We start from the raw sequence: 14,188 nt of genomic DNA, 5'->3' as shown, positions 1-14,188 counted from the left end.
CGTCCTCAGACGCGCGCCCCCGCCGCCCGCGCGATCCGCCGGATGGCCTGGGGCGGCTGCCCGAACACGCGGACGAAGGCGCGGCGCATCCGCTCGGGGTCCGAGAATCCGACCGCGTTGGCCACTTGCTCGATGGATTCGGAGCCCGCCTCGAGCCGTGCCCGGGCCGCCTCGGCGCGCAACCGCTCGATCGCCTTGGCGGGCGTCTGTCCGGTCTCCGCGTGGAACGCCCGTCCGAACTGGCGCGGACTGAGGCACGCCACCTCCGCGAGCCGCTCGACGTTCAACGGCTCATGCAGATGCTCGCGCGCGAAGGTCAGCGCGTGGCGGATCCGATCCGAGGGCGGTTCGAGCTCGAGCAGGGTGGAGAACTGGGACTGTCCTCCCGGACGGCGGTGGTAGACGACCAGGGTGCGCGCCCGGGCCCGCGACGCCTCGAGGCCGAGGTCTTCCTCGACCAGGGCGAGCGAGAGATCGATGCCGGCGCTGACTCCCGCCGACGTCCAGATGGGACCGTCCTGGATGAAGATCCGCTCCTCGTCGATGCGGACGCGCGGGTAGCGGCGTTGCAGGTCCGCGGCGAATCGCCAGTGGGTGGTGGCCCGCCGGCCATCGAGCAGCCCCGCGGCGGCCAGGATGCCGGCGCCCGAGCAGATGCTCGCGACCCGCCGGGAGCCCGCCGCCGCCGCCCGGACGAAGTCCAGCACCCCGGGCGATTCCATCGTCGCCAGGGTTCCCGCCCCTCCCACGACCACGAACGTGTCGAACGCGGGCTCGCCAAATGGCTCCGTCATCACGGCGACGCCAGAGGAACTCGCGACCAGCCCGCCCTCCGCGGACAGCATCCGCAGCCGGTAGGGAGGCGGCACCTGGGGGGCGTACTCGAGCTCCTCGAAGACCGCCACCGGACCGGTGAGATCGAGGATGTGGAACCCGGGGTAGACGAGGAAGCCAATGTCTCGAACCATGGCGGAAAACGAGGGAACTACGTCCTTTCGGACATGAGCCTGACAGGCCAGAGTGGGTTCGTCAAACCAGACAAGGAGACCCGCAATGGCGAAGAGCCTCGATATTGTTTTCCCTCTCTACCCGAGCGTGTCGTATCTGGATTTCATGGGGCCGCAGGCGGTGTTCGGGCTGCTTCCCGGTGCGAGACAAATCTTCGCTTCCGTGGGAGGGCAGCCGATCAGCGAGGGCGCCCTGACGCTCAATCCCCTGACCCGGCTGGAGGAGGTGGAGCGGTGTGACGTGTTGTGTGTTCCGGGTGGGGCCGTCGCGCGAGCGGTGGGAGACCATGTCTTCATGGACTCGCTTCGCCGTCTGGCCTCCACGGCGCGCTTCGTCACGTCCGTGTGCACGGGCTCGATCCTCCTGGGGGCGGCGGGACTCCTCAAGGGCCGGCGAGCGGCCTCCCATTGGTCCGCGCGCGAGCAACTGTCCCTCTTCGGTGCCATTCCGGATGCGGGGCGCGTGGTGCGCGATGGCCATATCCTGACGGGGGGAGGCGTCACGGCGGGAATCGATTTCGCGTTGACGCTCGCGGCCGAGCTGGCGGACCCGGTGGTCGCCCAGTCCATCCAACTCCTGCTCGAGTACGCGCCCGCGCCTCCGTTCAACGCTGGGCGGCCCGAACTGGTGTCGCAGGAGATTCTGGGTCGGCTGTCCTCCATCATCCAGGGGCTTGGGTTCGACATGGCCGCGGAGTTGGTCGTCATGGAGAAGGCGGCGGCGGACTTCCGCGCGGGCCGTGCTTGACTTCAACACCTTCGATGAATTCGACGTAAACGTGCATCGTGCCGGGGGCCAGCGCTTGTCGCGGACGACCGAACGGGCAGACCCTCGGCTACTCGGCTGGTGTCGCCAAAGTACGGGTAGATGCTTGGCGCCATCACCGAGCGCAGGCCGATTGGAGGGGTTGAAACTTCTGAACTTGTTCTGCACTATTGCCGCATGGCGACCCACGAACTGACCTGGAGCGCTTTTCTTCGAGAGCCGACACGCATCGAGCCGATGCTCGAGAAGGGCGATGTGGTCCTGAGACGTCGCGACGGCGAGTCGCTTCGCCTTTGCCGGGAGTCCAGGCGCGCCAACGAGCAGCAGGCGCTGCTGGCCGCCGCACGGCTCATGTCGGCTGGTGGCTCTACTTGTCGACAGGCGCTTGGTCGAGGTGTCACCGACTCTCTTCCCTGGACACGCTTCCTGCCCGAGGCGGACCGGGCCGCGTTCGTCGAGGAGTTCCTCAGCCATCTGGGGGCTTGTGCCGACCTGGGGGACTTCACGGCACTCGGGCGATTGCTCGCGGAGTGGAAGAACACCGCCGCCGCGTTCGCGGATGGCATCGCCCCAGAATTGAAACGGCCGGTGAAGGAAGTGGGCGGTCGTGTTCCTCGTCCGGGCGAGTGAGAGATGCCAAAGAGGGGGGATCGTGTCGCGCCTCCGCCTCGGAGGGATGAGTGAGACATTCGCTTCGGAGACAACGATGCAGTGGCCGGGTGGAATGACCTCTGCGCACAGGCTCCGGGGGCCACTCGGGATGCCTACGATGCGATCGTCAAGAATCCGCGCGATTCGTCTCGGCCCGGTCGTCAGCATCGATTGAGGGGATCGCTCGGCTCACGGACAGTCGCTGGTGAGACGCTCGAACAATGGCAGTTCGAGGTCACTGGTGGTGGACGCGTCTGGTACTGCATCGATGATGCACGGAAGAAGGTGATACTCGTGCTCGCGTCAACGAAGCATCCAAAGGAGACCGAGTAGGCACGCTTGGCGTGAGGCTCGTCCCTGACACGTCGACGCACTGCTCAAGCCGCGCGTGGCTCGTGGCGGCGTCCGCCGATGCCGGAGCCCGCGTCGGGGGACGAGATGGGTGAAGGTGCTTGCGTTCGCCTTTGCTGGTAGAGTGAGCCCCAGCGTGGGGAACAACATGGTGCAAGAGGGGGAGCCGCTCTTTTCTTGGCTCCATCTTTCAGACATTCACTTCGGGCACGGGGGGCCGGAGGGCGCGGCTCACCGGAAACTCGTGCTGGATTGCGTTCTGTTGGACGTCCAACGGGCCATGAAAAACGGGGCGCCGGTCCCGAATGCAGTGTTCGTTACGGGCGATATCGGCTTTAGCGGGGGCTCCCTGAGCTCGGATGAATACCGTCAAGCGGGAGACTGGTTCGCCAAGCTTGCATCGGTGCTCAGGATAGAACTACACGAAATCTACTTGGTTCCAGGCAATCACGATGTTGCTCGAGTATCGCCCAGTGATGGAGAAGTCTTTCAGCTTATCACATTGTTGCGCAAAGGTGAGAAGAAGCTGGGAGACGCCCTCGGCGAGCCGGCGACGGGGCGTCTTCTGGCGGGTCGGCTTGATAACTTCTTGGAATTCTCCAGGCGGTTCGGGCCGACTGACGACAAAAATACCACGAAGGGGACGGAACGACTTTTCTGGCGGAGGAAGATCGTTGCTCGAGGCGGTCTTCCAGTGCGTTTAGTGGGCCTCAACACCGCGCTACTCGCCAACGATGACGAAGACAATGGAGTATTGCGGGTAAGCACATCGCAATTTGCTCTGGTATTCGACGAGCTTGCCGAGAAGGAGCTTGTCATTGTTTTGGGCCACCATCCGTTCGATTGGTTGAGTAAGGACATGGACCCGCTGGGGTGGCTCCAAGCCAAAGCGCACCTCTTCCTTTCGGGACATGTCCATCAGCAAGAAACGCTGTCAGTTCAGCGGGGAGGGGGACGCCAGTTCGTTCACGTCATCGCTGGAGCCGGTCACTCGGAGCCTGGACCCAGCGAGTCAGAACGGTACACGTTCAATTTTGGCGCTGTTTTCTCATCGCCAGGGCGGCCGCTCCAGCTTCGACTCTGGCCATACATCTGGACGAAACATAAGGACTTCCGGCCAGATGTGGAGAACTTGCACAAAGACTCGATGAGTGGTGCTCCCAAGGGCTATATCGAGCATCTGCTGGCGTACGATTTTTCGCTCCATCGCACAGCGTCTCCAACGACACCGATCATCTCGGAGCCAGAAGCTGAGCCACGGCCATCACCGCGACTCTCTTCAGATTTCGAGCCATCAAATGACGGTGGAGCCCCGAGGGCGAAGAACAGGCGGAAACCCGCAGTGGAGTCCCCCGCTGAAAGGGATGCCGTCGTTAGGGGACCAGCTGCGAGACAGGTACCTCCTCCGGAGTCGCGTCCCGGTCGATCTGTGAGGCTCGTGGCAGCGATGGTGCTGCTCATGGGCGGGGTCGGTTTCATTTACCAGGGGCGGTCCCGGTCCGCTTCGCGGCAGGTCACTCCTCCGGTGCAGGTGATCCGGATTCCAGATCCTCCATACATCTCAGGCAACGGTTTGGATGCGCTGGTGAAACTTCGTCAGATGCACAAAGTTCGTCCACTCCAGCGTAGCGAAACCTCGCGCGCCGCGGCGGCATTGCCCGAAGGTGTGTTTGCTTTTTTGCCCATGTCATCCTTGAAAAACCCTCAGCAAGCCTTGGTGCAACCGGCTCAGTCGCCGGACAGCATGGAGGTCCACATGACTAGCGCTGGCTCGCTGCATCTGGTGGGGTTCATCAAGGAGGGAGATTCACAACTGGTGATGTCTGGCAAGGCGACTGCTTTCTCTGTCTCTCCTCGGCCATTCGGTTCATTCCAGACCGTGATGAGCTTGCCTGCGGAGAGGGTACGTTGGGTTCGTCTTTTTGGCGCCAGGGGGGAGCAATGGGCGGATCTCCAGTTGAGGGATGCTGCGACGGGTAGGTGAGTGGTTGGCGTGTGTCGATTCGGAGTTTTGTTTGTTATGGGGGTTCATTTCAATGCGTTCGGTGTTGCTCGTGGGATTGGTGTTGCTTGGTTTCGGCTGTGGACCTATGGATCCCGATATCGATTGGGTTTCTCCTCCCGTTCAATCGCAACCCTGTGGACCCACGACCTGTAATGGCTGTTGTCAGGGGAATGTGTGCAAGACGGGTGACCAGCCTACGGCATGTGGAGGGATGGGCGGCGCATGTACTGCTTGTCTTGAGGCGAAGGCGGAGGTCTGTGACAAAGACAAGCAGGCTTGTATCATCGATCCGACTTCACTTTGGTCCATCCGGCCAGTATCCGCAGTTATCGTCGCGAAAGATCCAGCGGACGAGTCGGACTGGGATGTCGATGGCTCAACCCCGGATGTAGTTGTCAGGTTGGCTTGCCCCTCTGACTCGGACGAGGCGGTGCTCGGGCTATCCTCGGAGGTTTCCAGCTTTACTCCCGCGTGGAATGATGGGGAATGCTCTGTGACGTTCAGCGCTTTGATGAAAAAACCAACCAATATTACTCTCTTGGATGTGGATTTTTCGTTCGATGATGAGATTTCCTCGGGCAGTTATCAATTCACGGAGGCCAACGTTCGGGAAGAGTATGTGAACTTGGCCATGCCCAATAAAGCCAGTACCCTTCTGGTTCAGATCAAGCCTCCCCAGAGGAAGCGATAAGGAAATCAGGCCTTGGCTGCTTGAGGCGCACGGTGGCGCCCTCGGATGTCGGAGCCTTCGTCCAGGTGCACGTGGTTGAAGGGGGAAGCCGAGACCATCATCACCACGTTGATGGGATGCGCGTGACTGCGGCTCTGGTTGAAAACATCACAGTGGCGAGTTGTTACGGCGTATCTGGCTCCTGGGGCGGGGGAGGGGGCGGTGTTGGGGAAGACGCGGCGGGAGGCGGCGCCTCGGGCTCGGGTGATGGAGCAGGCGGCGATGGCTCCGACGCGGGAACATCGCCTTCCGTCGTCGGGGGCGGAGCGGCGGGTGGTGGTGTCTGCTCGGGTTGAGGCGTCGGGCTGGATGGGGGCGGAGGGGAAGGCGCTTCCGCCACCACCTCGCCTTGAGGCGTGACGGCGTACACGTACCACCCATCGAGTACGCGAACGCGTGGGCCTTGGCACCTATCGAAGCGTTGGTCCACCACCACGTAATACAGACCCGGCGTCGGACCCGTGAAGACGACGGCATCCAGCCCTTGTTCGGGGCTGGCACAACCCCAGAACAGGTCTGGAAACGGGTTGGTCCGAATCATTTCGCGGATGGCCGCCGCCGCGGCGAACGCGGCTCCTGCTTCCATGGCCGGGGCGACAAGCCTGGCCGATTGCTCGGTGGGCCACGTGACTTCTCCCTTCCAGGCGGTAGCGGGCACCGCGCATCCGCAGAGCACGGCCATGAGTGCCGCGAGCGCACACGCTTTGATCATCGCTCTCTCCTGACTCGCATCCGTTAAACCTCGAAGCTCCAGAGGAGCGTCTTCATTGGGTCCGTAGAGGGAGCATGCCTTCTTTGGGAAGGCAGATGCACCAGGCCGATCCCCCACGGAAACCTGACCCCGAGGGCCGTCGATGCTCAGGCCGCGCGTGGTTCGTGGCGGCGCCCGCCGATGCCGGCGCCCGCGTCGGGGGACATGCGGTGGAAGAGCGGGCCCGAGAGCATCGTCACCACGCCGATGGCGAGGAAGGGCAGGATGAATTGCTGGGGCGTCATGCTGCCCTCGTCGCTCCCACCGCGCGCCACGTGCAGCATCAATCCGCCGAAGCTGATGCCCAGGCTCAATCCCATCTGTTGCATCACCACGGCGAGCGTGGAGGCGTTGCTGACCGTGGACGGCGGGATGTCCGCGTAGGCCACCGTGTTGAGGGCGGTGAATTGCAAGGAGCGCACGAAGCCGGCCGTGAGCAGCATGCCGGCCATGAGCGCCACGGGCGTGCCGTGCCGGAAGAAGGCGGGCAGGGCCGACACCCCGGCGGTGAAGAAGTTGGAGACGATGAGCGTGGAGCGGAAGCCGAAGCGGCGGATGAGGCCGGGCGCCACGGGCTTGCAAGACATGGCGCCCAGCCCCGTGCAGATGGTGATGAGTCCCGTCTCGAACGGTCCCCATCCCAGCGCCACCTGGAAGAGCAGCGGCAGCAGGAAGGGCGTCGCTCCCAGTCCCAGGCGGACCACCGAGCCGCCAATCATGCTCGCCCGGTAGGTGGGCACGCGCAGCAGGCGCAGGTCGAGCACGGGCCGCTCGTGGCGCAGCGCATGGTGGACGTACGCGGCGAGCATCGCCACGGCGAACACCCCGGTGGCCACCTGCACGGCGGCCGGCACCAGGCCCACGCCGGCGATCTCCGCCGTGCCGATCAACGCGGTGATGCCCGTGGCCACCAGCACGAAGCCCTTCACATCGAAGGGCCCCGGGTCCGGCTGGTGCAGCGGGGGAACGAAGCGCATCACGGCGAGCATGCCGAGCACGCCCACGGGCACGTTGATGAAGAAGATCCACGGCCAGCTCGCGATGCCCAGGATGAAGCCGGCCAGGGGCGGCCCGACGAGCGGACCCACCAGCGCGGGCATGGTGAACCAGCTCATCGCCGACACGAGCTGCTGGCGCGGCGCCGAACTCACGACGATGAGCCGCCCCACGGGCACCATCATCGCTCCGCCCACTCCCTGCACCGTGCGGAAGACGACGAGCTGCGCGAGCGACTGGGAGAAGCCACACAGCACCGAGCCCACGAGGAACACGGCCATCGCGGTGAGGAACACGCGCCGGGGCCCGTAGCGATCGGCGATCCATCCACTCGCGGGCGCCACCACCGCGAGCGCCAGGATGTAGGACGTCAGGGCCAGCTTCAGGTGCACCGGATCGCTGCTGAACGCCGTGGCCAGCGCCGGCAGCGCGGTCGACAGCGCCGTGGAGTCGATGAACTCCATGAACAGCGCGCTCGCCACGGCGATGGATGCCAGGCGCGTGCCTCGTACCGGGACAGGGGGCGCATCCACGGACAATTCGGAGGAGGGCGGCACGAGGAAGTTATGCCCCTCGCTCCGGACCCTGTCACGTCCAGGCTCGGTGGATTCACCGCGCGGCTTTCCTCCCGGTGATGTGCTCCGACAGTTGAGCTTGGTGTGTGTGCCTGCCTGCCTGGAGGGCGTCCGCCAGCGAACGTCCACGGGTCCGCCCCGCCTTCGGGGCAATGGCAATGCCGCCCGGCGCGAGACGTTCACGGCCCGAGCCGAAGACGGCGAGCAGGGGTCGCGCCGGGAAGCGCGGTGCTTACTGTTTTTGCGTTGCTGGAGCCTTTCCCCCCGGAGGGCTCCGCCCTGGCGAACCTCAACGTACCCCCGTGGGAGGCGCGGATGCACTTGAAGCCCATGCTTCGGAGCTCACGTGGTGGCACGCCTCCCGCGGTCCAGCGGGTGATGATGACCACCACCCCCGTGGGAAGTGTGTGGACGTATGCCCTGGAGCTGAGCCGGGCACTCGCCGAGCGCGGTGTCCGTGTGGAACTGGCGACGTTGGGTGCGCCCCTGTCCGCCGCGCAATGGATGGAGGCGCGCGAGGTGCCGGGCCTCGGGTTGCATGAGGGCCAGGACTGGCACGAGGGCGCGGACGAGGACGCGTGGTTGCTCGACTTGGAGGCGCGGCTGTCTCCCGACGTCGTCCACCTCAATGACCATGCGCGAGGCGCGCTCGCGTGGCGGGCGCCGACCCTGGTGATGCTGCACACCTGTCCGCTCGTGTGGTGGGACGCGGTGATGGGAGGGCCCGCCCCTGAGCGTTACGCGCGCTACCGTCAGGAGGCCGCGCGAGGCCTGCGCGGCGCGGGATGCGTGGTGGCGCCCAGCATGGCCATGCTCTCCGCGGCCGAGCGCCTTCATGGACCCTTCGGCGCCACGCGCGTCATCCCCCATGCGCGGCGCGCGGAGTCCTTCCTGCCGGACGCGAAGGAGTCCTTCGTGCTCGCGGCGGGCCGGGACTGGGACGAGGCGGGCAACCTGGCGGTCCTGGAGGCCATCGCGCCCCGGCTGCCGTTTCCCGTGCGCATCGCGGGGGAGACCTCGCGTGGCTCGTCCTCGCGCTCGCTCGGCACGCTGCGGCCCTGGGAACTCGCGGGGTGGATGGCCCGGGCGGCCGTCTACGCCATGCCCGCGCGCTACGAGCCCTTTGGACTGTCCGCCCTGGAGGCCGCGCTCGCCGGGTGCGCGCTGGTGCTCGGCGACATCCCGAGCCTGCGCGAGGTGTGGGGGGACGCCGCGCTCTTCGTCCACCCGGATGACGAGGACGGACTCGCCGCCGCGCTGCGCTGGTTGATGCTCCACCCCTCGGAGCGGGAGTGCCGCGCCGGGCGGGCTCGCAGCCGGGCGCTCTCCTTCACGCCGCGCCGCATGGTGGACGCCTACCTGGACGTGTACACCGCGTTGAGTGTCCGGCCCCCCGAGTCCTGGGCCGTGCCGGCCATTCGCGCCTCGTGATGGCCGCGAGGCCGCCCGTGCCTGGCTCAGTCCGCGCCGGTCGTCTCGCCCATGAGCGCACGCAAGCTGTCCTTGAGCCTTCTCTCTTGAACGAACAGATCCTGCTCGGGCGTGCGGCCCGGCTCGGTCATGGGGCTCTTGAAGTAGAAGCCGAGCCAGTCCTGTGTGCCGATGCGGCCCGCGCGCTGGGCCAGATCCATCAACAGCGCCAGGTCGAGTACGAGGGGCGCCGCGAGGATGGAGTCGCGGCACAGGAAGTCGATCTTCATCTGCATGGGGTAGCCCAGCCAGCCGAAGAGATCGATGTTGTCCCAGCCCTCCTTGGCATCGCCCCGGGGCGGGTAGTACTCGATGCGGACCTTGTGGAAGAGCTCACCGTAGAGCGCCGGACTGTCGCTGGACTGGAGGATGTCCTCGAGCACGCCGCGCTTGGTGATTTCCTTGGCGCGGAAGGACTCGGGATCGTCGAGCACCTCGCCGTCCCGGTTGCCGAGGATGTTGGTGGAGAACCACCCGCGCACCCCGAGCATGCGGGCCTTGAGCGCGGGCGCGATGACCGTCTTCATCAACGTCTGGCCCGTCTTGAAGTCCTTGCCGGCGAGCGCCACTTCGTGGTGGCGCGCGAGCTCGGCGGCGGCGGGAAAGTCCACCGCCAGGTTGGGCGAGCCATTGGCGAAGGGCACTCCTTCCTGGAGACACGCCCACGCGTAGAGCTGCGAGTTGGTGATGGATGGGTCGTTCTTGCGCAGCCCGGCCTCGAAGGCACGGCGCGAGGCGTGGACCTGGGCGGCCGCCACGTACGTCTCGGTGGAGCCGCACCAGATGGCCACCGCGCGTGCGCAGCCCTTGTCGCGCAGGAAGGCGCGGATGTCCGCGCGCACCTGCTCCACCAGCTCCGCCTTCGTCGCGCCCGTCTTCACGTGCGTGCCGTGCAGCCGCTTCACGTATTGCGGATGGAAGACACCCTTCATGGGGCGGATGGCCTCCAACTCCTCGCGCACGGGCCCGAGGTGCTCGGGCTCCAACACCTTGGCGTGGAGGGCCGTCTCGTAGACGCTGTCCGGGAAGATGTCCCAGCCGCCGAAGACGAGCTGCTCCATGCGGGCCAGCGGCAGGTACTCGTCCATGCGGATGCTTCGGCCGCCCGCGTGCAGCGTGCCCATCTGCGTGAGCGAGCCCACGGGGAGCCCCAATCCCTTTCGGGCCAACAGGACGCCCGTGATGAACGTGCTGGAGATCGCTCCCATCCCTGGCAGCAGGACGGCGAGTCTTCCCTCTGGCGGACGGATCGAGTTCGGTCGTGTCATCTGTTCCTCGTCTCGGGATTCCACATGGGCCGAGAAGGCAATGTAGGCATCGAATCCTCGTCGGCGCCTTGTTCCACGGGACAAGTCTGGCCGTCCTCCGAGGTCATGTCATCCGCATGACTTGGGAGGTGTCCTCTAGTGGTCTGTCCTTGGCATGCCGGTCGCCGCTGAGCACCCTTCATGAGAAGGCTGGCTTCGGGATGACGATGACTCCAGACGAACTGACGACGGAGCAGGTGGCGCTGCGGGTGCGCTCCCTGGGGGAGTGGTTCCACAACCTGGAGCTGAAAGGGGTTCGCACGGCGCCCCATCACTTCCTGGGCGACTTCCCAACGGTGTTCTGGAAGCGCTTCCAGCATGCCTTTCCGGCGGACCTGACGGGCAAGACCGTGCTCGACATCGGCTGCAACGCGGGGTTCTACAGCATCGAGATGAAGCGGCGCGGCGCGGCGCGGGTGGTGGGCATCGACTCCGATGCGCGCTACCTGGAGCAGGCTCGCTTCGCCACCCAGGTCATGGGCGTGGAGGTGGAGCTGCGCCAGATGGACGTCTATGACGTGGGCGCGCTGGGCGAGAAGTTCGACGTCGTCCTGTTCATGGGCGTGCTCTACCACCTGCGCCATCCGCTGCTGGCGTTGGACCTGCTCCACGAGCACGTCGTCAAGGACCTGCTTATCTTCCAGACATTGGAACGTGGCGGTGACGCGGTGGGCGAATTCGCCAACGACTACCCCATCACCGAGAGGGCCATCTTCCATCAGCCGGAGTACCCGAAGATGCATTTCATCGAGCACGACTACGCGGGGGACCCGACCAACTGGTGGGTGCCCAACCGGGCTTGCTCCGAGGCGATGCTCCGCTCGGCGGGATTCGAACTCCTCGAGCGCCCCACCCGGGAGGTCTACCTCTGCCGGCGTGGCGAACGCCCCACCGCTGCCTACCCGGAGACCCTTCAATGATCGAAGCGGTGAAGCTGTGGAACGAACCCAACAATCTGTCCCACTGGGATTTTGGGATCGACCCGGACTGGAGCATCTTCTCGCGCATGGTGCGCCTGGCGGGCGCGGCGGTGCGTGCGGAGAGCCCCACGCTCACCCGTGTGCTCGGGGGCATGTCTCCCATCGACGCCGCCTTCCTCCGCCGGATGTCCGGCCAGGGGGCGCTGGACGAGGTGGACGTCGTGGCGGTGCACGGCTTTCCCCTCGATTGGAATCACTGGCAGATCGACGAGTGGCCCGAGCGCATCGCCGAGATCCGCGCCGCGTCGCGCCACCCCGTCTGGGTGACCGAGGTGGGGGTTTCCTCCTTTGGCGCCGAGGAGGTGCAGGAGTTCGGCCTGCGGCGCACCGCGGAGCTGTTGCTCGGCCAGGTGGACCGGGTGCACTGGTACAGCCTCTATGATTTGCCCAGGACCTGGCCGGCGACCACACGGCACCGCGAGGCCGAGGGGTCGTCGTACTACCGGCACTTCTACATGGGGCTCCTCAAGGAGGACGGCACGCCCAAGCGCGCGCTGCGCCACTTCGCGGACTACACGCCGCGGATGGGCATCTGCCAGTGGTTCCACTTCGAGGACCCCCGGCTGGAGGACGCGGTGGCGTGGCTCAAGAAGCTGGGCGTCAAGAAGCTGCGCACGGGCCTGAGCTGGGCGGACAGTCACCGGCCCAACGCGGAGGCCTGGTTCGACCGGCAGATGAGCGCGCTCGACGGCTTCGACGTGACGCTGACGTACTGCTTCACCCCGGGGTCGTGCGGCATCAACGATCACCACACGAGCCCGCCCCACCGCGTCGAGGAGTTCGCCGAGTTCTGCGCGCGCATGACCCGCCGTTACGCGAAATAGACCCTCTGGAGATGGCATGCCGCTTCGTCACGCCCCCTGGCGGGTGTCGCTCTTGCTCCTGGCGCTGGCGGCCTGCGCCACGCCTCGCGCGGGGTCTTCCGCCCCCTCCGCGCTCGCCGAGGTGGAGCGGCTCGCGCGCTTCGAGGTGGACTTCGCGCTGCCCGGGCTGTCCCTCCCTCCGGACGATGTCTCCATCCAGGCCCGCTTCACCGCGCCCTCCGGACAGGTCGTGACGGTGGGGGGATTCGCCGTGACGGAAGGCGGCTTCCGGGTGCGCTTCACCCCGCGCGAGACGGGGACCTACCAGTACGTCATCCACGCGGATGGGGGCTCTGGCCCGCGCGAGGTGACCTCGGGCGGCTTCCGGGTGCGTCCCAGCGGCCGCCGGGGCTTCGTGCGCCGGAGCCTCGCGTCCGCGCACCAACTGGCGTGGGAGGAGGGCCCTCCCTTCTTCCCGCTCGGGGAGAACCGCTTCAACCTCTACGATCCCGCGTGGAACCACGGCCAGCTCCCCGCGCCCGAGTACGTGGCCTACATGGCCCGCAACGGGATGAACACCTTGCGGCTCTTCATCTTCACCGATTGCGAGCGGGAGGAGCCGGAGCCGGGTCCACAGCCGGGATGTCTGGAGACGGGGGTGGGGCGCTTCGATGCGCGGGTGGCCGCGGAGTATGACGCCATCCTGGAAGCCGCCGAGCGGCACGGCGTCTATGTCATCTTCACGCTCTTCGCCGTCGGCTTCACGCCGGGCGAGACGTGGAAGAGCTGGGAGGACAATCCCCACGGCACCGCGCGCGGAGGCCCCGCCGCGACGCCCACGGAGTTCTTCGAGCGCGAGGACCTCTGGAAGAACGCCGAGCGCAAGCTGCGCTACGTGCTCGACCGCTACGGCTACTCCCCGCACCTGCTCGCCGTGGATCTGCTCAACGAACCCGAGTGGGACGGCAACATCGGCGAGGCGAGCTGGATCCCCTGGGCCGAGCACATGGCGGCGGTCTGGCACGGCGCGGACCCGTATGGGCACCTCGTCACGCTGGGCTCGGTGGGGTTGCACTGGAACGTGGATGGAGACGAACGTCCCTGGTACGCCCACCCGGGAAACGACCTGTTGCAGTGGCACCTCTACGGCAAGGAGTACTACGAGGTCCACGCGCTGGCGGCCGAGTTCTCGCGGAAGATCGCCGAGACCTGGGGCTATGACAAACCCATCCTCTGTGGCGAGTTCGGCTACGGCGGCGATGATCCCCGGACGTTCGATCACACCCACGTGGGCATCTGGAGCGCCACCTTCTCGGGGGCGGGGGTGCTGGCGCACAGCGCGCCGCCCTTCACGCCCGACTCGGATGTGTTGATGACTCCCGAGCGCGGCCACCACTTCCGGGTGCTGGCGGACTTCCTGTCGCGGTTGTCCGTGGTGCCTCCCCTGCTACCCCGGCCCGCGCCGCCCGCGACGCCGGAGGGGACCCGGGTCTGGGTGCTCGGGCGTCCCGGTTATCAGGCGCTGTGGGTGCTGGGCGCGGAGCGGGGCTACGGCTCCACGGTCGAAGGCGCCACCGTGCGGATGGAGGGCGCCGCCGGACGCCACCGCGTCACCTGGTGGAACGATGTGACGGGCGAACAGCTCCACACGGAGGAGGTGATGGGGACGCGCGAGGGGCTCCTGCTGCGGGTGCCGGGCTTCGTGAGACACGTGGCGGGCGTGGTGGAGGCCCTGCCCGGCCCTTGAGTCCAATGGCCCCCCGCGAGGCGTTGAGCACATTGGACCCTTCACACCC

12 protein-coding genes are annotated in these 14,188 nt (G+C 66.4%); 8 read left to right on the top strand and 4 right to left on the bottom strand.

The genetic code is table 11. The features are described from left to right. Positions 1–5 precede the first annotated feature (5 nt). Positions 6–968 (bottom strand): GlxA family transcriptional regulator, encoded by a 963-nt coding sequence (locus MEBOL_RS11890; protein ID WP_095977536.1) that lies wholly within the window; start codon positions 966–968, stop codon positions 6–8. An 85-nt stretch (positions 969–1,053) separates the two neighbouring features. On the opposite strand from MEBOL_RS11890, the gene MEBOL_RS11885 reads away from it, so the two are divergent. From MEBOL_RS11885 to MEBOL_RS41065, 4 genes are all read left to right on the top strand, one after another. Then, complete coding sequence (locus MEBOL_RS11885) at positions 1,054–1,755, top strand: DJ-1/PfpI family protein (RefSeq protein ID WP_095977535.1); 702 nt, start codon at positions 1,054–1,056, stop codon at positions 1,753–1,755. Between the two features lie 120 nt (positions 1,756–1,875). Next, a complete protein-coding gene (locus MEBOL_RS11880) occupies positions 1,876–2,403 on the top strand; it encodes a hypothetical protein (protein WP_170115492.1) in 528 nt (175 codons plus the stop codon). A 463-nt stretch (positions 2,404–2,866) separates the two neighbouring features. Then, positions 2,867–4,759, top strand: a complete 1,893-nt coding sequence (locus MEBOL_RS11870) for a metallophosphoesterase family protein (protein ID WP_095977532.1) — start codon at positions 2,867–2,869, stop codon at positions 4,757–4,759. A gap of 232 nt (positions 4,760–4,991) precedes the next feature. Continuing rightward, complete coding sequence (locus MEBOL_RS41065; RefSeq protein ID WP_157774896.1) at positions 4,992–5,471, top strand: hypothetical protein; 480 nt, start codon at positions 4,992–4,994, stop codon at positions 5,469–5,471. 163 nt (positions 5,472–5,634) lie between these two features. Here MEBOL_RS41065 and MEBOL_RS11865 read toward each other — a convergent pair whose 3' ends face one another. Together MEBOL_RS11865 and MEBOL_RS11860 are read right to left on the bottom strand one after the other, a co-directional pair. Then, the gene (locus MEBOL_RS11865; protein ID WP_095977531.1) at positions 5,635–6,222 is read right to left on the bottom strand and encodes a hypothetical protein; all 588 of its coding nucleotides are present in this window, start codon (positions 6,220–6,222) and stop codon (positions 5,635–5,637) included. Positions 6,223–6,368: 146 nt separating this feature from the next. Further along, complete coding sequence (locus MEBOL_RS11860) at positions 6,369–7,814, bottom strand: DHA2 family efflux MFS transporter permease subunit (protein ID WP_425437611.1); 1,446 nt, start codon at positions 7,812–7,814, stop codon at positions 6,369–6,371. Positions 7,815–8,147: 333 nt separating this feature from the next. On the opposite strand from MEBOL_RS11860, the gene MEBOL_RS11855 reads away from it, so the two are divergent. Further along, positions 8,148–9,263: a glycosyltransferase family 4 protein gene (locus MEBOL_RS11855; protein ID WP_245919684.1), complete on the top strand. Its 1,116-nt coding sequence runs from the start codon at positions 8,148–8,150 to the stop codon at positions 9,261–9,263. Positions 9,264–9,289: 26 nt separating this feature from the next. On the opposite strand, the gene MEBOL_RS11850 is transcribed toward MEBOL_RS11855, so the two are convergent. Continuing rightward, a complete protein-coding gene (locus tag MEBOL_RS11850) occupies positions 9,290–10,570 on the bottom strand; it encodes an inositol-3-phosphate synthase (RefSeq protein ID WP_095977529.1) in 1,281 nt (426 codons plus the stop codon). A gap of 200 nt (positions 10,571–10,770) precedes the next feature. Here MEBOL_RS11850 and MEBOL_RS11845 point away from each other — a divergent pair, with 200 nt between their 5' ends. From MEBOL_RS11845 to MEBOL_RS11835, 3 genes are read left to right on the top strand one after another with little or no spacing between them, the layout of a single operon-like run. Then, positions 10,771–11,529, top strand: coding sequence for a TIGR04290 family methyltransferase (locus MEBOL_RS11845; protein ID WP_245919683.1), 759 nt, complete (start codon positions 10,771–10,773; stop codon positions 11,527–11,529). Then, the gene (locus tag MEBOL_RS11840) at positions 11,526–12,413 is read left to right on the top strand and encodes a glycosyl hydrolase (RefSeq protein ID WP_095977528.1); all 888 of its coding nucleotides are present in this window, start codon (positions 11,526–11,528) and stop codon (positions 12,411–12,413) included. Before MEBOL_RS11845 ends, MEBOL_RS11840 begins: the two co-directional genes overlap by 4 nt. Before the next feature lie 16 nt (positions 12,414–12,429). Next, on the top strand, positions 12,430–14,139 hold the full coding sequence (locus tag MEBOL_RS11835) for a DUF5060 domain-containing protein (protein ID WP_095977527.1): 1,710 nt from the start codon (positions 12,430–12,432) through the stop codon (positions 14,137–14,139). The last annotated feature ends 49 nt before the right edge of the window (positions 14,140–14,188 follow it).

The organism is Melittangium boletus DSM 14713 (assembly GCF_002305855.1).
Taxonomy (GTDB): domain Bacteria; phylum Myxococcota; class Myxococcia; order Myxococcales; family Myxococcaceae; genus Cystobacter; species Cystobacter boletus.
Note: the sequence above shows the minus strand (reverse complement) of the source record. Positions and strands in the feature narration are given on the sequence as shown.